Source organism: Xanthomonas boreopolis, from assembly GCF_046529185.1.
GTDB classification, from domain to species: Bacteria; Pseudomonadota; Gammaproteobacteria; order Xanthomonadales; family Xanthomonadaceae; genus Pseudomonas_S; species Pseudomonas_S boreopolis.
Window position 1 is genome coordinate 2367809 of the sequence record NZ_CP097162.1, and the last position, 24733, is coordinate 2392541.

Below are 24733 nucleotides of genomic sequence, written 5' to 3' on the forward strand. Positions count from 1 at the left end.
GGCTTCGCGTTTCTCGGGACCGCCGTTCCACGGAACCGTCCTGCAAACCCTCCCGCAGAAGGAGCCCTCCATGGCACAAAGCGTCGTATCCAGCCTGCCCGCCGCCACGTCCTGGTTCCACCGCCTGGACTGGCAGCACATCTTCGAGACCTACGGGGTCCCGGCGCTGTCGGCGCTGGTATTGCTGCTGGTCGGCCTGTGGCTGGCCAAGCGCATCGCCAACGCGGTGCCGCGCGCGACCGCGCGCGTGGGCGTGGACCCGATGTTGGGCAGCTTCCTGCGCAACATCGCCTACATCGCCTCGCTGGTGATCGTGGTCATCCTCGCCATCGCCACGCTGGGCGTGCAGATCTCGCCGTTGCTCGCGGTGCTCGGCACCGCCGGCCTGGCGATCGGCCTGGCGTTGAAGGATTCGCTGTCCAACATCGCCTCGGGCGTGATGCTGGTGACGCTGCGGCCGTTCCACGTCGGCCATACCGTCACCGTGGCCGGCCAGACCGGCACCGTGCGCGAGGTCCGCATCTTCCAGACCGTGCTGGAAGGCGCCGACAAGCAGATCTTCACCATCCCCAACAACCTGATCACCGCCTCGGCCATCGTCAACCTGACCGCGCAGCCGACGCGGCGCGTGGAGCTGGTGATCGGCATCGGCTACGACGACGACATCCGCCTCGCCCGCAAGGTCGCGCTCGAGGCGATGCAGGCCGACGCGCGCGTGCTGAAGGCGCCGGAGCCGGACGTGGTGGTCTACGAGCTCGGGAACAACGCCGTGAACCTCGGCATCCGCTGCTTCGTGAACACGCCGGACTGGTTCGCCGCCAAGGTCGCGCTGCTGGAGCAGATCAAGCTGGATTTCGACAGGGCCGGCATCAACATCCCGTACCCGCAGCAGGACATGCACCTCTACCTGCACGGCAAGGACGGGGAACGCACCAGCGTCGAGGCGCTGGTGCGCGACAGCAAGCCCAACTGATCCGCCATCGGCCTCGTGGGAGCCGTTTTTGTGGGAGCGGCTCTTGTGGGAGCGGCTTCAGCCGCGATGGAGCTTTACCAACATCCTGATCAGCAGACGCCCGTCGTCCCCGCGCAGGCGGGGACCCAGCGACTTGAGGCTTTACCGCGGAAAGACACTAGGTCCCCGCCTGCGCGGGGACGACGTTGCCGGAGCATCTGCTGAAATTCGATGCTGACCAGGCGTCGATCTCGGTAAGGCCCTGTCGCGGCTGAAGCCGCTCCCACGAAGAGCAATCGGACTACCAGGAGCGGCCGGGCAAGAGCAATCGGGACGGCTCAAACCGGCGCGGCGGGCATTCCGGCCAGTTCGCCCATGAAACGGCGATAGTGGCGCAGTTCTGCGATCGAATCGTGCACGTCGCTCAAGGCGGTGTGGCTGGACGTCTTGGTCACGCCTTCCAGCACCGCCGGCGCCCAGCGCCGCGCCAGTTCCTTGATCGTGGAAACGTCGAGGTTGCGGTAATGGAAGTAGCGCTCCAGGCGCGGCATCTGCCGGTGCAGGAAGCGCCGGTCCTGGCAGATCGAGTTGCCGCACATCGGCGAGGCGCCCGCCTTGATCCATTTCTGCAGGAAGGCCACGGTGTGCGCCTCGGCCTGGCCCAGGGTGACGTCGCTTTCGATCACGCGCGTCCACAGCCCCGAACGCTGGTGCTGGTTGCGGTTCCACTCGTCCATCGCCTGCAGCGTCTCCAGCGGATGGTGGATCGCGAACTCCGGGCCTTCCGCCAGCACGTTGAGCTGGGCGTCGGTGACGACCGTGGCGATCTCGATGATGGAATCGCGATCGGTATCGAGCCCGGTCATTTCCAGGTCGATCCAGATCAGCCGGTCGCTGTCCGTGGAGTTGTCGGCCATCGTGTCGCCTATCCGGTGAAATCGGGACGGCATGATAGCGCAGCGCTATGCAATGCCCGCACCGGCGCCAGGCGCGTTCAATCGACGACGGGCGGCTTGCCGCGCTTGGCGCGGAAGTAGTTGGTCAGCCGCCGGCCGGCCTCGTCGGCGAACACGCCCTGGTCGACCTGCACGCGGTGGTTGTGGCGCGGATCGCCGATCAGGTCGAACACGCTGCCGCAGGCGCCGGTCTTCGGGTCGCGCGCCGCGTACACCACGCGCGCGATGCGCGCGTGCACCATCGCCATCGCGCACATCGCGCAGGGTTCGAGCGTGACGTAGAGCGTGCAGCCGACCAGCCGGTGGTTGCCGAGCCGGCGGCCGCCCTCGCGCATCGCCATGATCTCGGCATGCGCGCTGGGATCGTGGCTGGCGATGTTGTAGTTCCAGCCCTCGCCGATCATCCGGCCTTCCGGATCGACCAGCACCGCGCCGACCGGGATCTCGTCGAACTCGCGCTCGGCCCGGTCGGCCAGGGCGAGCGCGTGGCGCATCCAGCGCTCGTCGTCGCCGGCCTGCGGCAGGACGACGGCGTTCACCCCTCGCCTCCCTTCTCTTCCAGCTTGCGCACGAACGCCTCGAACACGGCCAGCGTGGCCTCGCTGACATGGTGCTCGATGCCTTCGGCATCGCGGCGCGCGGTCGCCTCGTCCACGCCCAGCGCGAGCAGGAAGCGCTCCACCGTCTGGTGGCGCTGCCGGCTGGCGGCGGCCAGGGCCTCGCCGGCCTCGGTCAGGAATACGCCCCGGTACGGCCGCTGCACCACCCAGCCGCCCTTGACCAGGCGCTTGAGCATCTTCGCCACGGTCGGCTGGGCCACGCCCAGGCGCATGGCGATGTCGACCTGCCGGGCCTCGCGGCCGTCCGCCAGCAGGTCCGAGATCAGCTCGACGTAGTCCTCGATCAGCTCCATCCGGTGCGCCTCGCGCACCTGCCGGAAGCTTTCCACGTGCAGTTCCGCATCGACGAGCGCCGGTGCCGCCGGTTCGAGCTTTTCTTCGCTTCTGCCCACCCTGTGGTCCCGTATCCGATCCTGGCCATCGCACCAGTGCGCCTATTTTGGATCACTCGGCCGATCATTACGATTGAAATTGCCAATGCTCACTAAATTAGCATTTGCTATATAGTACGCATCATGTCCTCCGAATCCGCCCCCACCCCGGCCTGGCCCCGCTCGGCCGCCTCCTCGCCCAGCCTGGGCGAGATGAACGCCAGCGTCTCCGTGCCGAACGGCGGCCACTGGTGGTTCCGGCTGCTCGCCTTCCTGGGCCCCGGCTACATGGTCTCGGTGGGCTACATGGACCCGGGCAACTGGGCCACCGACCTGGGCGGCGGTTCGCAGTTCGGCTACCTGCTGCTGTCGGTGATCCTGCTGTCCAACCTGATGGCGGTGGTGCTGCAGGGCCTGTCGGCGCGGCTCGGCATCGCCACCGGCCGCGACCTGGCCCAGGCCTGCCGCGACCACTACTCGCGGCCGGTGAACATCGGCCTGTGGCTGCTCTGCGAGGCGGCGATCATCGCCTGCGACCTGGCCGAGGTGATCGGCACCGCGATCGCGCTGAAGCTGCTGTTCGGCATCCCGCTCACGCTCGGCGCGATCATCACCGCGATCGACGTGATCCTGGTGCTGTACCTGATGAACCGGGGCTTCCGTGCGCTGGAAGCCTTCGTGATCGCCCTGCTGATGGTGATCTTCGCCTGCTTCGCCATCCAGATTGCGATGGCGGCGCCGCCCGTGCGCGACGTGCTCGGCGGATTCATCCCGCGCGCGCAAATCGTCACCGACCCGCAGGCGCTGTACCTGGCGATCGGCATCATCGGCGCCACGGTGATGCCGCACAACCTGTACCTGCATTCCTCGATCGTGCAGACGCGCGCCTATCCGCGCACCGACGAGGGCCGCCGCAGCGCGCTGCGCTGGGCGACCGCCGACAGCACCATCGCGCTGACCCTGGCGCTGCTCATCAACGCGGCCATCCTGATCATGGCCGCCGCCGTGTTCCATGCGCACGGCCGCACCGACGTGCAGGAGATCGAGCAGGCCTACGAGCTGCTGGCGCCGATGCTGGGCGTGGGGCTCGCGTCGACCCTGTTCGCGGTGGCGCTGCTGGCCTCGGGCATCAACTCGACCGTCACCGCCACGCTGGCCGGCCAGATCGTGATGGAAGGCTTCCTGCGCCTGCGCATCCCGACGTGGGCGCGCCGGCTGATCACGCGCGGCCTGGCGATCGTGCCGGTGGTGGTCGTCACCGCGCTCTACGGCGAGAAGGGCACGGCGCAGTTGCTGGTGTTCAGCCAGGTGCTGCTGTCGATGCAGTTGCCGTTCGCGGTGATCCCGTTGGTGCGCTTCGTGTCCGACCGGTCGAAGATGGGCGCGCTGGTCGCGCCACGCTGGCTGGTGCGCATCGCCTGGCTGATCGCGGCGGTGATCGTGGTGCTCAACCTGAAGCTGATCGGCGACACGCTGCTGCACTGACAGCGACGCCGGCGGCCGGGCCGGAAACGGTCGCAGGCCCTAGCTGCCGGCGTTCAATACCGCTTCCTGCTCGGCCGCCAGCTGCAGCCATGCCTGCGCCGCATGCGAGAGGAAGGCGCCGCGGCGCCATACCAGCGCCATGTGCCAGGCCAGGTCCTGGTCTTCGAGCGGCAGCGTCACGACCTGCGGGTTCGGGCGGCGCACGGCGATCATCCGCGGCAGCATCGCCAGCCCCATGCCGGCGGCGACCAGGGCGACGATGAAATCGATCTGGCCGCTGCGCGCCGCTTCGTGCGGCGTGAACCCGTGCTGCTGGCAGGCCTCGATGATCTTGCGGTTGAACATGAAGCCCTTGTCGAACAGGATGAACGGCGTCTCGCGCAGCATGTCCAACCGCAGCGACGGCTGGCTCGCCAGCGGGTGCTGTTTCGGCAGCAGCACCATCAACGGCTCGCGCCGCACCGATTGCCATTCGAAGTCTTCCGACACCGGCAACAGGCTGCCGGCCAGCTCGACTTCGCCGGCGCGCAGGCTGTCTTCCAGCGCCTGGCTGCCCTGCTCCAGCACCTTGAGATCGATGTGCGGATAGCGTTCGCGATAGATCGCGAACAGCGGCGCGAACAATACGTCGCTGCCCAGCGGCGGCAGGCCGATGTGCAGCTCGCCGCGCTTGAGCCCGCGCAGTTCTTCCAGTTCGGCCAGCAGGTTGTCGCGCTCGCCGAGCAGCACCAGCGCGCGCCGGTAGACGATCTCGCCGGCCTGCGTCAGGCGGATGCCCTGGCGCGAGCGGTCGACCAGCACCAGGCCAAGCTCGTCCTCCAGCTGCCGGATCGCCTTGCTGACCGTCGGCTGCGTGGCGAACAGCGATTGCGCCGCGGCGGAGAACCCGCCACGGCGCACGACTTCGACCAAGACCCGGAGTTGCCTGATATCCATGCTGAACTCGAATAATTTGAGCCAGATGGATTCATTTTACTTATGCGAGCCCCGGAGGACCACCGTTCCGGCCTCGTTTCGCGTCGAGCGCCGGCCGGGCGGCAGGCAGCTGCGGCTCCGTTCAGCAATCCCACGAATTTACGACATGCCGCTGCCGATCCTGCCCACCACGATGGAAGAAGGCAGGACCGTGAAGAACAGCGATCCCTCCGGCGCCCGCGATCTCAAGTGCCTGGTTGGCGACATCGGCGCCAGTTATCGCCGGCGGATGCTCCCGCCGCTGGGCCTCGTCCTGGCGGCGATGGCCGCGGGCGCGGCCTGGATGCAGGCCAGTCCCAACCTGGCTGCCGCCGCGGCGGGCACCTCGTTCCTGGTCACCGGTTGCGTCGTGAACTGGCCGCGCCGCCGGCGTCTTTCGTTCCCCGGCTGGCGGACCGTGGGCCTGCTGGCATCCGCTTACGCCGGCTTCGGCGGCGCGCTCTTCCCCGAGCGGCTGTGCATCGCGCTGCTTGCGCTCGGCGCGCTGGCCGCGCTGGCGGACATGGGCCTGTACGTGCTCAGGACCTTCGGCGAGGCGACCCGGCTGGCCGAGCAGGTGGAGCACATGGACGAGCACGACCTGCTGGCGCTGCTGCCCGACCAGGCCCGCGACGACGCGAGGCGCTGGCAGGCCGGCGACGACAGCAAGGCCGCCGAACTGGCGGTGGTGATCCACCTCGGCGCGCTCTGGATGGCGCTGGAACTCCAGCGCACCCATCGCCACGAGCACGGCATGGCCCTGCTCTGACCGGCGCCGCGCACCCTGCCGTCCCGGGACATCCTGCGCCTGGCACCGGCGCGGGACTTGCCCCAGACTGGCGGGATGCCAGAGATAACCCGACGCAGGTTGTTCAAGGCCGTGGTAGCCGGTACCGCCGCGGTGCCCTTCGCCTCGACCGCGCTCGCCGCGCCGCCGTGCGAGCCCGCCACTGCATCGCCGCGCTGGGCGCGCGGGATAGAAGGCCAGCGCAAGGCCGACCTCGGCGACGGCACCTACCTCAATCCGATCGTCGCCGGGGACCATCCCGACCCGACCATCCTCAAGGACGGCGACGATTACTACATGACGTTCTCGTCGTTCCTGTCCTACCCGGGCATCGTGATCTGGCACTCCACCGACCTGGTCAACTGGGCGCCGATCGGGCCCGCGCTGCACAAGCCGCTCGGTACGGTCTGGGCGCTGGACCTGTGCAAGCACGGCGACCGCTACTACGTGTACATCCCCGCCGACCCGACCGGCCAGGGATGGTCGATCCACGTGATCTGGGCCGACGACATCCGCGGCCCCTGGAGCGATCCGATCGACCTGCATATCCCGGGCTGCATCGATCCCGGCCATGCCGTCGGCGAGGACGGCAAGCGCTACCTGTTCGTCAACGGCATCCGCCGGATCCGCCTGCGCGACGACGGCCTCGCCACCGATGGCGAACTGGAACCCGCCTACAGCCCCTGGCGCTACCCGGCCGACTGGATCGTCGAGAACTTCGCGCCCGAAGGGCCGAAATTGACGCGCCGCGGCGACTGGTTCTACCTGGTGACCGCGGTCGGCGGGACCGCCGGGCCGGTCACCGGGCACATGGTGATCGCCGCCCGTTCCCGCTCGATCCACGGGCCGTGGGAGCACTGCCCGCACAACCCGCTGGTGCGCACCACCCGCGAATCGGAACCGTGGTGGTCGCGCGGCCATGCCACGCTGGTCGAGGGCCCGGCCGGCGACTGGTGGATGGTCTACCACGGCTACGAGAACGGCTTCAGGACGCTGGGCCGGCAGACCCTGCTCGAACCGATCGAATGGACCCACGACGGCTGGTTCCGGCCGCGCGGCGGCGACCTGTCGCGCCCGCTTCCCAAGCCAACCGGAGGCAAGCCGGGCGCGGCGGGCTTCGCGCTGTCCGACGATTTCTCCAAGGACCGGTCCGGCGTCCAGTGGAGCTTCCACGCGCCCGGCCCCGACGAGGCCAGGCGCACCCGGTTCGACGGCAAGGGCCTGCTGCTCGCGGCGGCCGGCGCTTCGCCGGTCGACAGTTCGCCGCTGACCTGCCTGGTGGGCGATCGCGCCTACGAAGCGGAAGTGACGATCGACCTGATCGACGGCGCCGAAGGCGGGCTGCTGCTGTTCTACAACCACAAGGCGTTCGTGGGCATCGGTTTTGCGCCGGACGTCGTCAAAGGCTTCCAGTACGCCGCCGAGCATCCGTGGATGCGGAAGGAGCAGCGCACCTCCAGCGTGCGGATACGGCTCACCAACGACCACCACGTGGTGACCTACCACTACTCGCACGACGACGGGAAGCACTGGACGCTCTACGGCACCCGCATGGAAGTGTCGGGCATGCACCACAACGTCTTCGGCGATTTCCTGAGCCTCAGGCTCGGCATCTACAGTGCCGGCCAGGGCAGCATCCGGATCCGCGACTTCGCCTACCGGGCGCTGGACGGGACGGCCTAGGCGCCCTGGCATGCGGCGTTCGCCGGGTCAGGCCTCCTTCCAAGGGGCGAGCGCCGCGTTGGCCGGGCCGTTCAACACCCGGCCGGTCTCCTTGTCGAAGCGAGAGCCGTGGCAAGGGCAATCCCAGGACTTCCCCTGCGGGCTCCAGCGCACCGCGCAACCCATGTGCGGGCAGCGCGCATTGAACGAATGCAGTGCGCCCTGGGCGTCGCGATAGACCGCGACGCGATGCAGGCCACGGCGCAACACGGTCCCCTCGCCGCGCGCCAGCGTCTCCGGGTCGCCTTCGCCCGGGGCCACCCAGTCGCGGTACTGCGCCGCCACGTTGGCGTTCTCGCGCAGCCATTCGCGCCCGCCCTGGACGATCTTGCGATCGGGCGCGTACAGCGTCTTCCACGGGTTGTCGCGCCCGCCGACCAGGTCGGAGACCAGCAGGCCGCCCAGCGTGCAGTGGGTCACGCCGTTGCCGGAGTCGCCGGTGATCACGTAGACGTTCTTCTCGCCGCCCGGGTCGGCGCCGATGAACGCCAGCGAGTCGGCCGGCTCGATGATCTGGCCGGACCAGCCATGGGTGAAGCGTTTCACGCCGGGCAAGCGCGCGCGCGTCCACGCCTGCAGGCGGGCGAAGGCCTCGGTGTCTTCGCTCTGCCCGGTCTTGTGGTCCTCGCCGCCCACGATGACGACCGTGGCGCCGCTGTCGGGATCCTTGGCCAGGCGCACGTAGTGGTACGGATCGCCGTCGTCCCAGATCAGCGCGTCGGGCAAGGCGTCGGGCTCGACCGGGCCGGCCACCACGTAGCTGCGGTAGGCGGCCTGCTTGGTATGGATCGCGATCCTTTCGTGGAAAGGCACGTTGGTGGCGACCACCACCGCATCGGCGCTCAGCGTCCGGCCGGACTGCAGCGCGACCGAAGCCGGCGCGCCTCCCTTCACGTCGACCGCGTTGCCGCGGAAGAAGACCACTCCGGCCGCCGCGCAGGCCTGTACCAGCGCATCGATGTAGCGGCCGATGTTGATGCGCGCCTGGCGTTCGAAACGCACCGCCGGGCCCAGCGCCGGCAGGCCGGGAATGCCCTCCTCCAGGTAGCCGGCTTCCAGCCCGGCCTGCACCGCGGCCTGGGCTTCGCCGCGCAGTCCCTGCACGTCGTCGCTGCAGGTGAACAGGTAACCGGGCACGCGACGGAAGCCGCATTGCCCGTCGATGTCCTGCACGAAGGCCTCGATCCAGTCGACGGCGGCCGCGTGGCTGGCCGCGACCAGGCGCGCCCCCTCGCTCCCGTGCAGGCGCGCCAGCGACCGATAACGATCGTCCACGGCCGAGGCCAGGTGCGCGGTCGAACGTCCGGACTCGCCGGCGCCGGGCGCGTCGCGCTCGATCACGACCACGGAGCGCCCGTCCTGGGCGCAGTTCAACGCCGTCACCAGTCCGGCCACGCCGGCCCCGACCACCAGCACGTCCACGTGCGGAGGCGTGCCGGTCGTGAACAGGATCGGTTCGGAGCGGATCTTCCAGAGGGGGTGGGTCAACGCGGTGGACATGGGATCCTCCTGGCATGGAACCTGCCGTTCTTGGTGCGTTTCCAACCTAGCCACGGCGGTGGCATCGCCAGGTGAAGCCTCACGACAGCGCCGGCTTGGCCGTCATCAGGTAGAAGATGGCCAGGAAGGAAACGAGTGCGGGTACGCCCAGCGCGGCCCAGGCGCCCAGATAGCCGTCGTAGCGCAGCGGCAGCGGCCGGTCGCGGGCGGCGGCCTCGACCGCGATGTCGCGCAATCGCATCTGCAGCCAGACCACCGGCAGCCAGCACAACGCCGCGATCGCGAACAGCACGATCGACCAGTACAGCCAGGGCGTGCCCAGCGGAACGCCGAGCAGGTGCGCGAGATAGAGGCCGGACAGCGGTTGGAACACGATCGTGGTGGCGGTGAAGCACCAGTCGGCGACGACCACCAGCCGCGCCACCGCGGCGACCGTGCGCGGGTCGCGGCCGCGGCTGGCGAAGAACAGGTAGAACGCGGTGCCCACGCCGGTGCCGAACAGGAACGTCGACGACAGGATGTGCAGGAACTTAACGGTGGCCAGGTCCATCGCGATCCTCCAGCCGCATCAGCGCGCAGATCAGCGCGAACAGCGGCAGGTTCTTGAGCACCGGGCCGTAGGGATGCGCCCAGAACTCCGGCAACCACAGGCTGATCACCAGCGTGTAGAAGCCGATCGCCGCCAGTTGCAGACCATACGCTACCCGCCTCCAGCGCCGGGACCACATGCCCAGGCCGAGCAGCGCATCCAGCGCCGCCGCCGCGTACAGCGCGGACGGCGCCAGCGCCTCCGGGACCTGCGCGCGGTGCAGCAGGTCCAGGCTGGCGGCGCGCGGATAGACGAACGCGGAGATCCACGCGGTTGCCAGCCAGGTCAGCGAGACGCTGGCGCGCAGCAGCGGGAGCAGGTTCGCCAGGTCGGCGGACCTGCCCAGCACGGCCGCTTCGCCGGCACCGATGAAGGCGCCGGCCGGGCGCAACGGCCTGCCCACGATCGAGCGCCACAACCGCGCGTCGGCGCAGTTGCCCTGCTGCAGCATCGCCAGCGCATCGGGATCGACCAGGCTGCCCGGCACCCGCTTCAGCGCCCTTGCCGCGGACACTGCCGCCTGCGGGGGCACCGGCACGATGCGCGGCCTGCGCCCGATGCCCGCCGCCAGGGTCTGCAGGTACGCGGCAAGCGACAGGCGCTCCGGTCCCACGGCGTTCACCAGCGGTGGCGGGTCCGGATGCGTCGCCAGCACGGCCACGCCATCGCACAGGTCCGCCAGGTGCAGGGGCTGCACGCACTGGCTCCCCCCTTGCGGCAACGGCAGCAGCGGCAGGCTGGCCAGGCGCAGGAACAACCGGGTGCTGGCGCCGTCGCCGGCGAATACCAGCGACGGCCGCACCACGACCACCCTGCCAGGGAACTCCCATGCGCAGGCGTCGCCGTGCGCCTTGCTGCGCAGGTACGCGGTCGGGGCGTCGGGCCGGGCGCCGAGCGCGGAGATCTGGATCAGGCGGCCGACGCCGGCCGCGGCCGCCAGCGCGAACAGGCTACACGGCCCGTTCACGTGCACGGCCTCGAAACTCGCACGGCCACGCTCGCGGAAGATGCCGGCGGCATTGATCACCACATCGATCCCGGCGAACGCCATCGCCGCCTCGGCCGTGCAGGCCATCGGCTCCGCGTAGTCCACCCGGACGAGGCGCCGGCCGGGCCAGCGGCCGGCCGCGGCGGCTTCGTCCCGCACCGCAAGGACCACCTCATGCCCATCCCGCTCCAGGCGCGCGACCAGCGCCGAACCGATCAGGCCGTTGGCACCGGCCACCAGCACGGTCGACCGTCGCGCTGGCGCATCGTGCTGCGCCGCGCCCTGTGCTCGGGCAGCTGCGCCAGCCTCTGTTCCACCCTGGCGATCTCCTGGCTGAGCCATCGGCGTACCCGCGCCACGGCGGCCGCCACCAATGCGACCAGCCAGTGGCTGTGGGGCGGCGAGGCCCACCGGCAGGACCGGGTCAGCGTCCGCCACACGCTGGCGGGCTACCTGATCCACCACGCCAGTTCGCTGTTCTGGGCGATCGCATTCGAACGCCTGCGCCGCGGCAGGCGCGACCGGCCGCGCATGGCCGCGCTCGCGACGGCCACCTCGGCAGTGGCCTACGCGGTGGACTACCACGTCGTGCCCCGCCGGCTTTCGCCGGGTTTCGACCGTCGTCTGCACGGGCGCGACCTGGCCGTCATCTACGCCAGCTTCGCGCTCGGGCTGGCCGTGCCCTGGCTGCTCGCGCGAGGGCGCGGCACGACGCGGATGCGTGGAGGCCGGTGATCACCGGCCTGCCCTCCCGGATGGGCTGCCGTCCCCCACGATCGCGTCCAGCTCGCGGGCGGCGAACGGATCGAGGGAATCGCCGGCGCGGCACAACCAGGTCTCGTGGGTGAGTTGCCGCTGCACCTCGAACCCGGCGCTGCGCGCCATCGCCAGCACGCAGGCCGCATTGGGCGCCCACCAGTTGGTCGGATCGCCGGCCAGCCGGTGCTCGATGAAGGCCATGCGCGGCCAACCGGGCGACTGCAGGCGATCGCGCTCGTCCAGGCCCAGGTCGGGCGGCGTGTCCAGCTGTTCGGTTTCGGGCATGGTCATGGTCTGCAGCACCATGCGGTCGGCGCACTTGCGGCGGACGATGTCCAGCGCCAGCAGCGGGTGGCGCAGGTGGTACAGCACGCCCATCAGCCAGATCCAGTCGAAACGGCCAGGCAGGTCGGCGATCTCGTAGATCTGCATCTGCCGGAAGCTCACCTGCGCCTCCAGTCCCAGCTGCCTGGCGGCCCAGCGCGCCTGCGCCAGGTAATGCGGGTCCACGTCGATCGCGGTGACCCGGGCGCCGCGCCGCGCCAGCTCGAAGCTGTAGAAGCCGGCGTTGCAGCCGATGTCCAGCACGGTCGCGCCCTGCAGGTCGCGCGGGATGTGCGGCTCGATCTGCCGCCACTTGAACGCGGGGAAATCGCCGTACGCATGGTCCGGCGCGGTCTGTTCCCCGCCGGGCAGGTGCAGGTTGTGGAACCACGGGCCGAGCTCCTGGATGGCCTGCGCCGGCGTTCGGGTATCGGTGGCGATCATGGGCCGCGCCTTCAATCGCGCTCGACCAGCTTGAAGAAGCGGCTCTCGCCGCCGTCGGCGGTCTTCTCCTGGTAGAGGAAGACCAGCCCTTCTTCGTCGAACTTCTCGAAGAACTCGTCCCACTCGATCTCTTCGAGGTCCTCGTCGTCGCGGAACATGATCCGCAGCAGGCCGGCGTGCTCGCCGCGGTCGGCGGTGCCGCGCACGCTGGCCGGGCGGCCGCCGCGTTTCTCCGCCCACCGGCGGATCTCGTCATGGTTGGTGGTCTGCTTGGACGAATGCTTGCTCATGGGCGGTTCTCCTGGCGTGGTGCGGCCGCGCGGCCCGGGCCGCGGCGCGCTCGTGGTAGTCGTGCAACGCCTGGGCGCGATGGGCCGGCGTGTGTTCGGAGAGGAAACGCCGCCGCACGGCCTCGCCGATGCGCCTGCGGGCGTCCTCGGGCGTGTCGCGCAGCCACCGCAGCACCTGGTCGCCCGATTGCGCGACCAGGATCTCCTGGCCCGGGCGGAACAGCGAATCCAGCCCGGTCCAGGCATCGGACACGATGGCGGTGCCGCACGCGGCCGCTTCGAACAGGCGCACGCTGGGCGAGTGCCCCATCGCGACCATGTCGGCGCGGGTCACGTTGAGGGTGAAGCGTTGCCGGTTGTAGAACCGGCGGTGCGCGCTGGGCGGCAGGTGCTCGATCCGCTCGACGTTGCCTGGCCAGCGGAGCGTGTCCGGGTACTGCGGGCCGGCCACGACGAAGCGCCCCTGCGGCCAATCCCGCGCGGGCCCCGCCAGCAGGCGCTCCAGCACCGGCTGGCGGTCCTGGCTGTAGGTGCCCATGTAGCCCAGGTCGTAGTCGGCATCGACCGGCTCGGGGAAGTAGCGCTCCGGGTCGGCCGAGCAGTACAGCGGTACCGGCATGGGCGCCCCGTAGTACCGCCGCAGCGTTTCCAGCGCCGGTCCGCCGGTGAACGACAGGTACAGGTCGTAGCCGGCGACCAGCTCGGGCGAGAGATAGTCGCAGGCGCCCCGCTGCAGCGCCGCCAGGGTGACCGGGGTATCGATGTCGTAGAAGGCCACCACGCCGCGGGCGGTTTCCTGTACCCACGCGCCCACGTCGATGCCTTGCGGCACGTACGATCCGACGATCACCAGGTCGGCCCCTGCGACGGCCTTGGCATGGCCATCGCGCAGCTCGTCCAGGTCGCGGTAGAGCGCCAGCCGCCCGGGAAGTTCGTCGCCCGCGTCCTGGTGCTGCGCGTACCAGGGCACGTCGCGCTCCAGGAACAGCACGCGGTCGCCGCGCGCCTCGAGCGCGCGCAGCAACGCGCGGTAGGTGGTCGCATGCCCGTTGCCCCAGGCCGAGCGCAGGCTGAGGCCGAGCACGACGATGTCGAGCGCGCCGCCCATCACGCGGCCACCCGCAGCTGCGCTTGCAGCAGCCGCTCGAGCTGCTCGGCGCGGTGCGCATAGGTGTGCTCGCGCAGCAGCCGCTCGCGGGCGCGCTCGCCGATCTGGCGCGACTGCGCCGGGCCAATCCTGCGCAGGTGCTCGACCACGTCCTCGGCGCCGTCGGCCACCAGTACCTCGCGGCCCGGCTCGAGGAACATCTCGATGCCCTCCCACCTGTCGGTGACCAGGCATGCGCCGGCCCCGGCCGCCTCGAACACCCGCGTCGGCGGCGAGAAGCCGAAGCGCGCCATGCTGTCGCGGTTGATGTTGAGCACCATGCGCGCGCTGCAGTTGAGCGCGTTGTGGTCGCGGGTCGAGACGTGCCCCAGGCGCTTCACGTTCCCTCCCGGGGCCACGTCGTCCCAGCCGCTGCCGCCGAGCAGGAAATCGAACTCCGGCGCCTGCCGCGCCGCCTCGAAGAAGAACCGGTGCACCCGCGCCTCCCGGTCGGGCAGGCGGTTGCCCAGGAACGCCAGGTCGGCGGCGAAGCGCGGCTCGTGCGGCACCGGATGGTGGGTGTGCGGGTCCAGCGCGTTGTAGACCGGCACGCACTGGCGCGCACCGAGCCCGCGGTAGGCATCGATCACCCGCTGCCCGCCGCCATAGGTCAGCACCAGGTCGTAGCGCGGTATGTGCGCCCGCAGCGGATCGTCCGGATCGCCGAGCATCCGCTCCAGCGTCGCCGGCGCGTCCACGTCCCAGAACGCGACGCGCGTGGCCGGGGATCGCAGCGCGAGCACCTCGCGCTCCAGGAAGTCGTCGAACACGCCCACGCCGCTGGCCTTGACCACCAGGTCGGCGCCGCGCGCCCGCTCCAGGGCGCGCGCGGCCTCGGCCTCGTCGCTGCCCGGGTACACCACCACCTCCGCCCATGGCGGATCGTCGATGTCGCGGTGCCGCTGCCGCTCGAACGCGTCCGGCTCGAAGAACGTGACGCGGTGGCCGCGCTCGTGGAGCGCGCGCACGATCCCGCGGTAGTACGTGGCCGCGCCGTTCCAGTACGAGGACACCAGGCTGGAACCGAAGAACGCGATGCGCAGGGGGCTAGGCATGGGTCAGACTCCGTGGCGTGGGAAGGGACGCTCGTTCGCGCGCGGGCCCGTCCAGTTCGGACAGGATCGACTGCAGTTGCTCGACGCGATGAGCGCAGGTGTGGCGGCGCGCGATCGTGGCGAGGCCGTGCATGGCCAGTTCCGATGCCATGGCCGGGTCGTGCAGCAGGTCGTGCAGGTGGCGGCGCATCCGCGCGCCGTTCTCCGCGACCAGGTAATCGCGTCCCGGCGCGAACAGGCCTTCCGCGTCGGTCCACGGCGCGCTGACCAGCGGGATGCCGCAGGCCAGGGCCTCGAACACCCGGATGGTGGGAATGCCCGGCAGCAGCCGCACGTAGGGGCGGCGCGGCACGTGCACGGTCGCCTTGAAGCGCGCGAACGTCTCCGGCGCGCGGTAGTTGGGCAGCCATCCGCGGTAGGCGATGCCGGCGCCGGCCAGCATCGCCAGCGCCTCCGGCGGATAGCGGCTGCCATGGACGCAGGCGTCGAGCCCGAGTGCGCGCACGGGCTCCACCAGGAATTCGCGCAGCTCCTGCGAGCGCTCGTCGTCGCCCCAGTTGCCGATCCACACCAGGTCGCCGGCACGCTCGCCGGGGGCGCGCAGCGGCTGGAACACGCGCACGTCGGCCGCCTCGTGCCAGGTCCATGCGCGCTCGCACCAGCCGTTGTCGAGGTAGCGCTGGCGGACCGCCTCGCCGAACGCGAGCACGCCGTCGTAGCGGTCCAGCCGGTAGCGCTGCATCTCCTGCGGCGCGCTCACGGAGCGGTGGTGCGTGTCGTGGAAGAAGACCCGGCACCCGGCCGGCGCATGGCGGCCGACCTCGGCGACCAGCGCCGGCTCGTTCCATTCGTGCACGATCGCCACGTCGGCGCCGTCGAGCGCCTGGTCCAGGTCGAGCGCGTGCATGTCGTAGCGATGGCTGTGCAGCCCGGGGAAGCGTCGCCGCCATTCCTCCAGCGGCGCCTGGCCGTGCTCGGCGACCAGTTGCGTGACGCTCCAGGCGTCGCGCGGCTCGTACACCTCGACCTGGTGGCCGCGCGCTTGCAGCTCGGCGACGATGCCGCGCAGGAAATGCGCGTTGCCGTGGTTCCAGTCGGACACCAGCGAGTGGTAGAACAGGACGTACTTCATGCATGCGCTCCTGCGACGTCGGGAATCGCGGTCGCCCGCGCCGGCCTGGCGTGGCCGCAACGCAGGGCCGCGTAGGCACGGCGGTAGCGCGCGGCCATGGCCTCGGGGGTATAGCGGCGCGCCCGCGCGGACGCCTGCCGGGCCATGCGCGCGCGCAGCATGTCGTCGTCGATCAACCGCCGCAAGGCATCGCGCAGCGCATCTGGGTCGTCCGGCGGCACGAACAGGGCCGCGTCGGCCCAGATCTCGCGCAGGCTGGGGATGTCGCCGAGCACCAGCGCGCAGCCGCCCTGCGCCGCTTCCAGGGCGGACAGGCCGAACGGCTCGTAGCGGGCCGGCAAGGCGTAGACCGGGGCTTTCGCCATCCAGGCGCGCAACTGCGCTTCCGGCAGCCGTCCCAGCACCCGCCCGCCTTCGAACGCGGCATCGCCGCCATGCGGATGGCGCGCATCGCCGGCCAGCAGCACCGGCCACGGCAGGTCGCCGGCGACCGCGGCCAGGGCCCCCAGGTTCTTGGCCTGGTCCCACAGCCGCCCGGCGCCGAGCACGAACCGCGCCTTGGCGTACGAGGCCTGCGGCAGCGCGGTGCGGCCGTTGTGGATGACCTCGCACGAGACGGGTGCGCCGTAATGCCCGGCCAGCGCCTGCAGCATCGCCTGCGATGGCGCGACCACGTGGTCGGCGGAGTGCACGCACGCGGCCACGCGGTCGCGGTAGGCATCCCATTCGCGCGGCGCGGCCGTGCCATGCACGGCCTGCCACCAGGAACACACGCAGGAGTGCGCGGTCAGCAGTACCGGGGCCGGCCAGCCGCGCTCGGCCAGTGCCAGGTCGTTGAGGTGGATCACGTCGGGCGCGAAATCCCGCGCCAGCGCCTGCAGCCAGTCGGCCGCCGCGTCCAGGTCGCGCCATGGATCCTGCATCCACACCAGGCGATAAGGCCGCGCGTGCAGTTCCAGGCCGGGGATCGCCGCCGCTTCGGCGCGCTGCGAGGCATCCGGTTCGCGCCCCATGGCGGCCAGCAGCACGCGATCGCCCCGGCCTGCCAGTTGCCGCGCCAGCTCGATGGCGAACGGCCATACGCCACCGAGCGTGTCGGCGGTCATCAGCACGCGGCCATGGAAGCGCTCAGCGGCCATAGATGGCATCCACGGCCCTGGCCACCTGCAGCAGCCGCACGGCGGCGGGATCGAAGCGCCGGTCGTGGCGCAGGCGCCGCGCCCACTCCACCAGCGTGCGCCCGCCCCATGGGTCCGGTGGCGCGGCGAGGTTGGAGCGCGCGGTGCCGTCGAAGCGTTCCACGATGAAGTCGTAGAAGGATCCGCCCACGTTGCGCAGGGCGGCCCCGGCGCGGGTGCCGTAGAACGATGCCTGGATCACCGCGTCGCGGCCCGCCGGCAAGCGCCACGAACAGGCCAGGCGCACGTGCGTGCCGTTGTCCAGCCGCCATTGCGCCACCGCATAGTCCTCGACCCGGTCGATCGGCGCGTCCAGCAGGCGCCCCTGCGCATAGAGCGCCGCGCTCATGTCCTCGTGCCCGCAGGCGCCGCAGATCCACTGCGCCAGGTCGACCAGGTGCGTGCCCAGGTCCATCACGCAGCCGCCGCCGGACTGGGCCAGTTCGTAGAACCAGGCCTTGTCCGGCCCGTAGGCGTTGTGGAAAACCAGGTCCACCGCGTAGATGTCGCCCAGCTCGCCGGCCTGCACCTGCCGGCGCAGTTCCGGCACGCCGGCGACCGCGCGATAGCTGAAATCGACGTCCAGGAGGCGATCGGCACGCCGCGCGGCCTCGATCACCTGCTCGGCCTCCGCGGCGGTGCGCGTCAGCGGCTTCTGGCAGAATACCGCCAACCCGCGTTCGAGCGCCGCGATGGCCTGCAGCGCATGGGCGCCGCTGGGGGTGGCGATCACCACGCCGTCCAGGTCGTCGTCTTCCAGCAACTCCGCGACGCTGCGGCAGCGACGGGCCTGCGGCGCATGCTCGGCGGCGCGCGCGAGCGATCCGGGATGCGGGTCGGCGATCGCGGCCACGCTGGCCTCGCCCGATTCGGCGAGCACCTGCATGCGCTGGCAGCCGATCCAGCCCACGCCGAGGAAACCCAGCCTCGGCCGCTCGGGCATCGCCTGCAAACGCGCGTTCATAGCGTCACCGTCGCTTTCATGAAGCCCTCGGGTCGTGCGGACATGGCCCGGAACGCATCGCCGAGGCGGTCCAGCGGATAGCGGTGCGTGAGCAGCGCGAACGGCTCGATGCGCCCGTCGCGCAGCGCCCGCATCGCTTCGGCCAGGCCGCGCAGCGCCACGGCGCGGTCGCGCTCGTGCGCGTTGATCACGTCCAGGCCGCGCCAGTTCCACTGCTGCATGTCGACCTGCCGTGACCCGTCCTGGTGGTAGCCGGCGATGACCAGGCGGCCGCCCTCGGCGCAGATCGCGCTGGCGATGTCGAGCGTCGCCTGTTCGCCGGCGGCCTCGATCACCCGGGCGCAGCCGCCGCGGCTGAGTTCGTTGACCGCGTTGATCGCGGCATGGCGGTCCTCGGTCGGCAAGGTCACGTCCGCTCCGCAGGCGCGCGCCACGTCCAGCGCGAACGGGCGCCTGGACAGCGCGATGACCTTGGCCCCGGCCCGGCTCGCGAGCTGGATCAGCAGCGCGCCGATGAAGCCCACGCCGACTACCGCCACGGTGTGCTCCGGGCGTATGTCGCTGCGTCGCCAGATGTTCATCGCGCAGGCCAGGGGCTCGCCCGGCAATGGCTGGCCGTCGAATCCTTCCGGCAGGCGTACCAGCGCATCGGCTTGCGCGACGTCGTACTCGGCATAGGCATTGCCGGACAGCAGCGCGACCCGCTCGCCGCGCCGCCAGCCGTCGACGCCATCGCCGACCTCGTCGATCTCGCCCCAGCCTTCGTGGCCCGGCGCGCCCGGTTCCAGCGGGTACTGGAACCAGGGGCGGCCCGACCACACCGGCAGGTTGGACGCGCATACGCCGCAGCCATGCAGTCGCACGCGTACCTGCCCGGCCGCGGGTAGCGGACGCGCCGTGCGCGCCACCTGCACGCGTTCGCTGCCTTCCAGCACTGCCGCAAGCATGCCGCTCATGCCGCGTGCGTCCTGGTCGCCGGCGCCCGCGGCACCGATACCGTGCCCGCGAGCCAATCGTGCAAGCGGGCCACGCCTTCGCGTGCGGCGACGCAGGGCCGCCAGCCGGTCGCGTGACCGAACGCGCGCGCGTCGGATACGTAGTAGCGCTGGTCCCCTACCCGCCAGGGGCCGTACTTGACCTGCGGCGGCCGGCCGTCGAGCGCCTCGATCAACGCCAGCAGCTCCAGCAGGCTGAGCGTGTTCGCCGGCCCGCCGCCCATGTTGAACGCGCGCCCGGCCAGTTCCGGCATCTGTTCCTGGGCGCGCAGCAGGGCCTGCACGAGGTCGTCCACGTACAGCACGTCGCGGACCTGGCGCCCGTCGCCGTAGATCGTGATCGCCTCGCCGCGCAACGCCCGGATCAGGAAGTGCGCCACCCAGCCCTGGTCCTCGGTGCCGCACTGGTGCGGGCCGTAGATGCAGCTCATCCGGAACAGGGCCGCCGGCAGGCCGAAGCTGCGCGCGTAGTCGAGCACGTACTGGTCGGCACCGCCCTTGGAGCAGCCGTAGGGGCTGTGGAAACACAGCGCACGCCACTCGCCGATGCCGCGCTCGCGCAGCTCCGCTTCGCGCGGCTGGTAGCGATCGCCCTCGATCTCCATCGCGATGTCGTCCAGGGCGCCGTAGACCTTGTTGGTGGAGGTGAACAGCAGCGAGGGCGGATCGTCGAGCGCGCGCATCGCCTCGAGCACGTTGAGCGTACCACCCAGGTTGATGTCGAAGTCCTCGCGCGGGTCCGCCAGGCTCGACGTCACCGCGACCTGCGCCGCCAGGTGGAACACCTGCCCCGCCTGCGCGACAGCGGCGCGCACGCGCTCGCGGTCGCGGACGTCGGCGACCTCCACCTGCAGCCGCTCGCCGTGGCGCGCGCGCAGCCATTGCAGGTTGCGCTCCACGCCGGCGCGCGACAGGTTGTCGTAGACCAGCACGCGGCGGCCCTGCTCCAGCAGCCGGTTCGCCAGGTTCGTGCCGATGAACCCCGCCCCGCCGGTGATCAGCACCGGCCGCATCGTCCCGGTGGCCTGCGTCATAGCTGCAACCCCCGGCGTGCGAGTTCTTCCACCGCCGCGTCGATGCGATCGACCGCGGTCTGTTCCCTGATCCAGGCCACGAGCTCCGTCATGCCTTCCTCCAGCGTCACCTGCGGGCGGTACCCGAGCAGTTCGCGCGCCAGCGCGATGTCGGCGAAGCAATGGCGGATGTCGCCGGCGCGGAAGTTGCCGGTGATGTCCGGCGGCAGGTCGTCGATGTCCAATGCCTCGGCCATCGCCGCGGCGATCGCGACGATGCTGATGGCCTGGCCGCTGCCGATGTTGATGGCCCGGCCGGCCGCCTCCGGGGTTTCCAAGGCCAGCCGGCAGGCGCGCGCGACGTCGCGCACGTGCACGAAATCGCGCCGCTGCCGGCCGTCCTCGAAGATCCTCGGCGGCTTGCGGTTGAGATAGCGCGAGGCGAAGATCGCCAGCACGCCGGTATACGGGTTGGACAGCGCCTGGCGCGTGCCGTAGATGTTGAAGAAGCGCAGCGCCGTGGTGGCGATCCCGTAGGCTTGGCCGACGATCAGGCACAGCTTCTCCTGGTCCAGCTTGGACAAGGCATACACCGACGTGGGCATCGGCGTCTTGCCCTCGTGTGTCGGCACCGGCGCAAGCGGGCTGCCGTCCTGCAGCAGTTCCCATTGCCCCCGCCTGAGCGCATCGAGGCTGCGCTCGGGCGGCGCGACCTCGTTGCCCGCGGCGTCGACGTACAGCCCTTCGCCGTAGATGCTCATGCTGGAGGCGACCACCAGGCGCTCCACCGGCGAGGAGGACAGGGCCTCCAGCAACACCGCGGTACCGCGGTTGTTGACGTCGGTGTAGTGCGCGATCTCGTACATGCTCTGGCCCACGCCGACCGCCGCGGCGAGGTGGAACACCTTGGATACGCCTTCCAGCGCGGCGCGGACCGCCTCCGGATCGCGCACGTCGCCCTGTATCAGCTCGACGTCTTCTGCCAGGTAGCCGGGGCGTGCCCGCTGTTCGCCATGGACCTGCTCGACCAGCGCATCGAGCACGCGCACCTGGTAGCCGTGCGCCAGCAGTTCGTCGGCCAGGTGCGAGCCGACGAAACCGGCGCCGCCGGTGATCAGCACCCGGCCTTTGCCGGACGAGCCGCCATTGCCGCGTGTGTCATGCGCAACCACGATGGACCTCCATGACCGGCATGTGCGCGGGATGCAGGCGCGCGCGCTGGGGTTGTTCCTGGCTCCGGAACCACTCGATCGTGCGGCGCAGCCCCTGCTCCAGCGGCACCCTCGGTTCCCAGTCCAGCTGCCGCCGCGCCAGCGCGATGTCCGGGCAGCGGCGGGTGGGATCGTCGATCGGCATCGGCAGGCGCCTGAGCGGCGAGGCCGAGCCGGTCATGGCCCGGATGCGTTCGGCCAACTCCAGCACGGTGATTTCCTCCGGGTTGCCGAGGTTCACCGGGCCGGTGAACGCCTCCGGCGCGCCCATCAAGCGCACGATGCCCTCGACCAGGTCGTCGACGTAGCAGAACGAGCGCGTCTGGCTGCCGTCGCCATGCAGCGTCATCGGTTCTCCCCTGATCGCCTGCACGATCAGGTTGGAGACCACCCGGCCGTCGTCCTCGCGCATGTAGGGCCCGTAGGTGTTGAAGATGCGCGCGACCTTGATGTCCACGCCATAGAGGCGGTGGTAGTCGAAGAACAGGGTTTCCGCGCAGCGTTTCCCCTCGTCGTAGCAGGCGCGCGGCCCGATCGAGTTGACCGCGCCGCGGTAGCCTTCCTGCTGCGGATGCGTTTCCGGCTCGCCGTACACCTCGCTGGTGGACGCCTGGAAGATCCGCGCCCCGTTGCGCTTGGCCAGTTCCAGCAGGTTGAGCGAGCCCTCCAGGCACGTCTGCAAGGTGTGCACCGGCCGGGCCTGGTAATGCACGGGCGAAGCGCAGCAGGCCAGGTTGAAGATCACGTCGGCGGTCGGGTCGTCGTACGGCTTGGTCACGTCGTGCCGCACGAACCTCACCGCGTCGTGATCGACAAGATCGCCGAGGTTGCCGAGGCGGCCCGTCACCAGGCTGTCCAGCACCGTGACCCGGAAGCCTTCGGCCAGCAGCCTCCGGCAAAGATGGGCACCGATGAAGCCGGCACCGCCGGCGACGAGTGCGTGTTTACGCTTCAGCTGTTTTGACCGTGCTACGCCATCCATACTCGTTCCTTTTCGGATAACCTGCCGCGCCACGTTGTCGGCCCGCGTTCCCGTACGCGACGGGGACGGGCCCGGACCTGGCGATGGACCGGACAGGCGGTTTGAGTTGCGCGTCACCCGCGGCGGAAACGCCGTTGCGTTCCGGGCGGGACCGTTGGCAGGAGTCGCGATGCGGTCGCTAGGCCGGCATCGACATCGCGCCATGATGTTTCCACTGGACCGGCCGGCGCGACCGTAGGTCTGCGTGATCGACGCTGCCGGCGGCATCGTGGAGAAAGGCACTCGACCATCGTTTGCGCTGCGGCCACCTCCTCGCTGCGAAGAAGCGGACCCCATCCGACGCCACGGAATGCATGTCGATGCGCAAGAAGAACGGTCCGCTTCAGGTTCGGGGCCAGTCTCAGCTTTGATGCTTTAAAGCTTTGAGAAGAAACACCTGGAAACGGCTACGCATGCTTCACAGCCAAGCTCGCTGGGTTTCACGCGAACGTGCCGGCGGGACGCGGAGCTCGCGCGGGATGGAGGCAACTCACGCGAAATCGCCTGCACTTCCCGTGTCGTTGATGCAAACGATGCGGATCCACATGTCGTCCACATCCACCACGCTGAGCGAAGCCGGGCTGATCTCGATCCGATGGAAAAGATCCAGCGGGATGCCGGCGTAGTGCGCCACCGCGCCGCGGATCATGTCGCCATGGCTGACGACGGCGATGGTCTGCTGCGGATGCAGCCTGCGCAGGCGGTCGAGCCCGACCACCATCCGCGCCTGCGCCTGCAGCATGTATTCGCCCGCGCGCGCCGCCGCGCAGCTGCGTTGCCCGTTGAAGATCCGGAATGCCTCGTCGTCGGCCAACGCCTGCAGGCTCAGGCCCGTCCATTCGCCGTAGTCGATTTCCAGCAACTCTTCACAAGGCACGATCCTGTGCCCTCGTAGAGTGGCGATGGCTTCGGCGGTCTGCATCGCCCGCTCCAGCGGGCTCGCATAGATCGCCGCGATGGAGAGTTGCCCGAGCCTCGCGGCCAATGCACGGGCCTGCCGGCGGCCGAGATCGTTCAGGCCTACGCCCGGCAGTCGCCCGGCCAGGCTATGGCCGTTCGCATCGGTTTGCGCATGACGGATCAACAGCAGCCGGGTCATCGTGGCGACCTCGCCGGTAATCGCGGGGTTGCCAGCATCGTCATCCCGCTTGGACGGAATCGTGAAGATCGGCGTTCTGACGTTCCACCGTTGCATCAACTACGGCAGCTACTGGCAAGCGAAATGCCTGGCCGACGGGCTGCGCTCGCTCGGCCATCGCGCCGTCATCCTCGACCACACATCGCGCAAGGTGGACATCGCCGAGTGGAGATGCGCGCTGCGCCCGACCCTGCCGCAGCCGACGCTGCGCGAGGACCATGGCCGCTACCGGCGCAAGATCCGCCGCTTCTTCGAAGCCTTCGAAGAGCTTCCCCTGTCGCCGCGCTTTCCCCTGGACGAGCCCGGGCGCATGCCGGCATGCGATACGGTGGTCGTCGGCAGCGACGAAGTATGGAACCTGTCGCATCCCTGGTACGGCGCCTTCCCCGCCTTCTACGGCGAAGGCCTCCGGGCGCGGCACCTGGTCTCGTACGCGGCCAGCTTCGGCCATTACGATGCGCGGCTCGGCCTGGACCAGAAGAGAGCGCAGTGCCTGCGCCGCTTCCGGCACATCGCCGTCCGCGATGCCGCATCGCGCGACCTGGTCGAGAACGCGACCGGCCACAGGCCCGAACTCGTGCTGGACCCTTGCCTCGCGCTCCCGCCCGCGCCATCGGTGCCCGTGCCCTTGGACGAACCCTATGTCGCCGTGTACGGCCACAACTTCTCGCCCCGCTTCGCCGATGCCGTGGCGCGCTGGGCCAGGCGCCGCGGGCTGAGGACGGTCAGCATCGGCTATCGCAATGCCTGGGCCGACCGGCAGTGGATCGAGGCAGGCCCCCGCGAGTTCGCGGCGCTCGTCGCCGGTGCGCGATCGGTGGCGACGAACTTCTTCCATGGTTGCGTGTTCGCCCTCCGGTACGGCCGGCCATTCGTGTGCGAAGGCTCTTCCTACCGCAGCACCAAGCTGCGCTCCCTGATGGCCGACGCAGGCACCGGAGCGCACTTTGCCGGCCCGTCCACGCCGGATTCCACGTTCGAGCGGCTGCTCGAAGAACCGTTGCCCGACGCGGTCCAGGATCGCATCGGCGCGCTGCGCGCCCGCTCGCATCGCTACCTGCTCGCCGCGCTGCTCCCTGCCACCGCCGCCGCATGAAGGCGTTGCGGCCCGAGGCCATGGTCCGCGCCGGTCTCTGCA

Annotated in this window: 25 protein-coding genes; 6 read left to right on the forward strand and 19 right to left on the reverse strand. The window is 70.3% G+C overall.

Translation table 11 applies throughout. The annotated features are described in order from the left end of the window. Positions 1-70: 70 nt before the first annotated feature. Positions 71-973 (forward strand): mechanosensitive ion channel family protein, encoded by a 903-nt coding sequence (locus M3M27_RS10485; RefSeq protein WP_434025656.1) that lies wholly within the window; start codon positions 71-73, stop codon positions 971-973. Positions 974-1290: 317 nt separating this feature from the next. Here M3M27_RS10485 and orn read toward each other — a convergent pair whose 3' ends face one another. The 3 genes from orn to mntR all read right to left on the reverse strand — a co-directional run bounded on the left by orn (position 1291) and on the right by mntR (position 2920). Further along, complete coding sequence (gene orn, locus M3M27_RS10490; protein ID WP_140721099.1) at positions 1291-1869, reverse strand: oligoribonuclease; 579 nt, start codon at positions 1867-1869, stop codon at positions 1291-1293. Positions 1870-1946: 77 nt separating this feature from the next. After that, positions 1947-2402, reverse strand: coding sequence for a tRNA adenosine(34) deaminase TadA (gene tadA / locus M3M27_RS10495; protein ID WP_434028002.1), 456 nt, complete (start codon positions 2400-2402; stop codon positions 1947-1949). A 41-nt stretch (positions 2403-2443) separates the two neighbouring features. Beyond that, positions 2444-2920: a manganese-binding transcriptional regulator MntR gene (gene mntR, locus M3M27_RS10500; RefSeq protein ID WP_140721096.1), complete on the reverse strand. Its 477-nt coding sequence runs from the start codon at positions 2918-2920 to the stop codon at positions 2444-2446. A 123-nt stretch (positions 2921-3043) separates the two neighbouring features. On the opposite strand from mntR, the gene M3M27_RS10505 reads away from it, so the two are divergent. Continuing rightward, positions 3044-4384, forward strand: a complete 1341-nt coding sequence (locus M3M27_RS10505; RefSeq protein ID WP_140721093.1) for an Nramp family divalent metal transporter — start codon at positions 3044-3046, stop codon at positions 4382-4384. Between the two features lie 39 nt (positions 4385-4423). Here M3M27_RS10505 and M3M27_RS10510 read toward each other — a convergent pair whose 3' ends face one another. Beyond that, positions 4424-5320 carry a LysR family transcriptional regulator gene (locus tag M3M27_RS10510; RefSeq protein ID WP_140721091.1) on the reverse strand — a complete coding sequence of 299 codons (897 nt, stop codon included), beginning with the start codon at positions 5318-5320 and terminating at the stop codon, positions 4424-4426. A gap of 145 nt (positions 5321-5465) precedes the next feature. Here M3M27_RS10510 and M3M27_RS10515 point away from each other — a divergent pair, with 145 nt between their 5' ends. Together M3M27_RS10515 and M3M27_RS10520 are read left to right on the forward strand one after the other, a co-directional pair. After that, entirely contained in the window at positions 5466-6107 is a 642-nt protein-coding gene (locus M3M27_RS10515) for a hypothetical protein (RefSeq protein WP_434025657.1), read from the forward strand. 75 nt (positions 6108-6182) lie between these two features. Further along, positions 6183-7808, forward strand: coding sequence for a family 43 glycosylhydrolase (locus M3M27_RS10520; RefSeq protein ID WP_434025658.1), 1626 nt, complete (start codon positions 6183-6185; stop codon positions 7806-7808). Positions 7809-7835: 27 nt separating this feature from the next. Here M3M27_RS10520 and M3M27_RS10525 read toward each other — a convergent pair whose 3' ends face one another. From M3M27_RS10525 to M3M27_RS10535, 3 genes are all read right to left on the reverse strand, one after another. Next, positions 7836-9347, reverse strand: coding sequence for an FAD-dependent oxidoreductase (locus tag M3M27_RS10525; RefSeq protein WP_434025659.1), 1512 nt, complete (start codon positions 9345-9347; stop codon positions 7836-7838). 79 nt (positions 9348-9426) lie between these two features. Beyond that, entirely contained in the window at positions 9427-9897 is a 471-nt protein-coding gene (locus tag M3M27_RS10530; protein WP_434025660.1) for a DUF2269 family protein, read from the reverse strand. Continuing rightward, entirely contained in the window at positions 9878-11167 is a 1290-nt protein-coding gene (locus M3M27_RS10535) for an SDR family oxidoreductase (protein ID WP_434025661.1), read from the reverse strand. Before M3M27_RS10535 ends, M3M27_RS10530 begins: the two co-directional genes overlap by 20 nt. On the opposite strand from M3M27_RS10535, the gene M3M27_RS10540 reads away from it, so the two are divergent. After that, on the forward strand, positions 11099-11659 hold the full coding sequence (locus M3M27_RS10540) for a hypothetical protein (protein ID WP_177497629.1): 561 nt from the start codon (positions 11099-11101) through the stop codon (positions 11657-11659). The genes M3M27_RS10535 and M3M27_RS10540 overlap by 69 nt on opposite strands. Here M3M27_RS10540 and M3M27_RS10545 read toward each other — a convergent pair whose 3' ends face one another. From M3M27_RS10545 to M3M27_RS10600, 12 genes are all read right to left on the reverse strand, one after another. Next, the gene (locus tag M3M27_RS10545; protein WP_140721069.1) at positions 11660-12451 is read right to left on the reverse strand and encodes a TIGR04290 family methyltransferase; all 792 of its coding nucleotides are present in this window, start codon (positions 12449-12451) and stop codon (positions 11660-11662) included. It lies immediately after the preceding gene. An 11-nt stretch (positions 12452-12462) separates the two neighbouring features. Further along, entirely contained in the window at positions 12463-12741 is a 279-nt protein-coding gene (locus tag M3M27_RS10550; protein ID WP_434025662.1) for a hypothetical protein, read from the reverse strand. Continuing rightward, positions 12704-13849, reverse strand: coding sequence for a CgeB family protein (locus tag M3M27_RS10555; protein WP_434025663.1), 1146 nt, complete (start codon positions 13847-13849; stop codon positions 12704-12706). The genes M3M27_RS10550 and M3M27_RS10555 overlap by 38 nt, the downstream gene beginning before the upstream one ends. After that, positions 13849-14943, reverse strand: a complete 1095-nt coding sequence (locus M3M27_RS10560; protein ID WP_434025664.1) for a CgeB family protein — start codon at positions 14941-14943, stop codon at positions 13849-13851. The genes M3M27_RS10555 and M3M27_RS10560 overlap by 1 nt, the downstream gene beginning before the upstream one ends. Further along, positions 14936-16075, reverse strand: a complete 1140-nt coding sequence (locus M3M27_RS10565; protein WP_434025665.1) for a CgeB family protein — start codon at positions 16073-16075, stop codon at positions 14936-14938. Before M3M27_RS10565 ends, M3M27_RS10560 begins: the two co-directional genes overlap by 8 nt. Continuing rightward, a complete protein-coding gene (locus M3M27_RS10570) occupies positions 16072-17214 on the reverse strand; it encodes a glycosyltransferase family 4 protein (protein WP_434025666.1) in 1143 nt (380 codons plus the stop codon). Before M3M27_RS10570 ends, M3M27_RS10565 begins: the two co-directional genes overlap by 4 nt. Then, positions 17204-18217, reverse strand: a complete 1014-nt coding sequence (locus M3M27_RS10575; protein WP_434025667.1) for a Gfo/Idh/MocA family protein — start codon at positions 18215-18217, stop codon at positions 17204-17206. The genes M3M27_RS10570 and M3M27_RS10575 overlap by 11 nt, the downstream gene beginning before the upstream one ends. Continuing rightward, positions 18214-19173: an MDR/zinc-dependent alcohol dehydrogenase-like family protein gene (locus tag M3M27_RS10580; RefSeq protein ID WP_434025668.1), complete on the reverse strand. Its 960-nt coding sequence runs from the start codon at positions 19171-19173 to the stop codon at positions 18214-18216. Before M3M27_RS10580 ends, M3M27_RS10575 begins: the two co-directional genes overlap by 4 nt. Then, positions 19170-20246, reverse strand: coding sequence for an SDR family NAD(P)-dependent oxidoreductase (locus M3M27_RS10585; protein ID WP_177497625.1), 1077 nt, complete (start codon positions 20244-20246; stop codon positions 19170-19172). The genes M3M27_RS10580 and M3M27_RS10585 overlap by 4 nt, the downstream gene beginning before the upstream one ends. After that, entirely contained in the window at positions 20243-21397 is a 1155-nt protein-coding gene (locus tag M3M27_RS10590; protein ID WP_434025669.1) for an NAD-dependent epimerase/dehydratase family protein, read from the reverse strand. The genes M3M27_RS10585 and M3M27_RS10590 overlap by 4 nt, the downstream gene beginning before the upstream one ends. Beyond that, entirely contained in the window at positions 21384-22418 is a 1035-nt protein-coding gene (locus tag M3M27_RS10595; RefSeq protein WP_434025670.1) for a UDP-glucuronic acid decarboxylase family protein, read from the reverse strand. The genes M3M27_RS10590 and M3M27_RS10595 overlap by 14 nt, the downstream gene beginning before the upstream one ends. 529 nt (positions 22419-22947) lie before the next feature. Continuing rightward, the gene (locus M3M27_RS10600) at positions 22948-23556 is read right to left on the reverse strand and encodes a histidine phosphatase family protein (RefSeq protein ID WP_434025671.1); all 609 of its coding nucleotides are present in this window, start codon (positions 23554-23556) and stop codon (positions 22948-22950) included. A gap of 1 nt (position 23557) precedes the next feature. Here M3M27_RS10600 and M3M27_RS10605 point away from each other — a divergent pair, with 1 nt between their 5' ends. Next, positions 23558-24691, forward strand: a complete 1134-nt coding sequence (locus M3M27_RS10605) for a polysaccharide pyruvyl transferase family protein (protein WP_434025672.1) — start codon at positions 23558-23560, stop codon at positions 24689-24691. Positions 24692-24733: the final 42 nt, after the last annotated feature.

Coding starts and splice junctions, on each gene's coding strand:
- M3M27_RS10485 (WP_434025656.1), top strand. CDS start 71: ATGGCACAAAGCGTCGTATCCAGCCTGCCCGCCGCCACGTCCTGGTTC.
- orn (WP_140721099.1), bottom strand. CDS start 1,869: ATGGCCGACAACTCCACGGACAGCGACCGGCTGATCTGGATCGACCTG.
- tadA (WP_434028002.1), bottom strand. CDS start 2,402: ATGCGCCACGCGCTCGCCCTGGCCGACCGGGCCGAGCGCGAGTTCGAC.
- M3M27_RS10505 (WP_140721093.1), top strand. CDS start 3,044: ATGTCCTCCGAATCCGCCCCCACCCCGGCCTGGCCCCGCTCGGCCGCC.
- M3M27_RS10510 (WP_140721091.1), bottom strand. CDS start 5,320: ATGGATATCAGGCAACTCCGGGTCTTGGTCGAAGTCGTGCGCCGTGGC.
- M3M27_RS10515 (WP_434025657.1), top strand. CDS start 5,466: ATGCCGCTGCCGATCCTGCCCACCACGATGGAAGAAGGCAGGACCGTG.
- M3M27_RS10520 (WP_434025658.1), top strand. CDS start 6,183: ATGCCAGAGATAACCCGACGCAGGTTGTTCAAGGCCGTGGTAGCCGGT.
- M3M27_RS10525 (WP_434025659.1), bottom strand. CDS start 9,347: ATGTCCACCGCGTTGACCCACCCCCTCTGGAAGATCCGCTCCGAACCG.
- M3M27_RS10530 (WP_434025660.1), bottom strand. CDS start 9,897: ATGGACCTGGCCACCGTTAAGTTCCTGCACATCCTGTCGTCGACGTTC.
- M3M27_RS10540 (WP_177497629.1), top strand. CDS start 11,099: ATGCCCATCCCGCTCCAGGCGCGCGACCAGCGCCGAACCGATCAGGCC.
- M3M27_RS10545 (WP_140721069.1), bottom strand. CDS start 12,451: ATGATCGCCACCGATACCCGAACGCCGGCGCAGGCCATCCAGGAGCTC.
- M3M27_RS10550 (WP_434025662.1), bottom strand. CDS start 12,741: ATGAGCAAGCATTCGTCCAAGCAGACCACCAACCATGACGAGATCCGC.
- M3M27_RS10555 (WP_434025663.1), bottom strand. CDS start 13,849: ATGGGCGGCGCGCTCGACATCGTCGTGCTCGGCCTCAGCCTGCGCTCG.
- M3M27_RS10560 (WP_434025664.1), bottom strand. CDS start 14,943: ATGCCTAGCCCCCTGCGCATCGCGTTCTTCGGTTCCAGCCTGGTGTCC.
- M3M27_RS10565 (WP_434025665.1), bottom strand. CDS start 16,075: ATGAAGTACGTCCTGTTCTACCACTCGCTGGTGTCCGACTGGAACCAC.
- M3M27_RS10570 (WP_434025666.1), bottom strand. CDS start 17,214: ATGGCCGCTGAGCGCTTCCATGGCCGCGTGCTGATGACCGCCGACACG.
- M3M27_RS10575 (WP_434025667.1), bottom strand. CDS start 18,217: ATGAACGCGCGTTTGCAGGCGATGCCCGAGCGGCCGAGGCTGGGTTTC.
- M3M27_RS10580 (WP_434025668.1), bottom strand. CDS start 19,173: ATGAGCGGCATGCTTGCGGCAGTGCTGGAAGGCAGCGAACGCGTGCAG.
- M3M27_RS10585 (WP_177497625.1), bottom strand. CDS start 20,246: ATGACGCAGGCCACCGGGACGATGCGGCCGGTGCTGATCACCGGCGGG.
- M3M27_RS10595 (WP_434025670.1), bottom strand. CDS start 22,418: ATGGATGGCGTAGCACGGTCAAAACAGCTGAAGCGTAAACACGCACTC.
- M3M27_RS10600 (WP_434025671.1), bottom strand. CDS start 23,556: ATGACCCGGCTGCTGTTGATCCGTCATGCGCAAACCGATGCGAACGGC.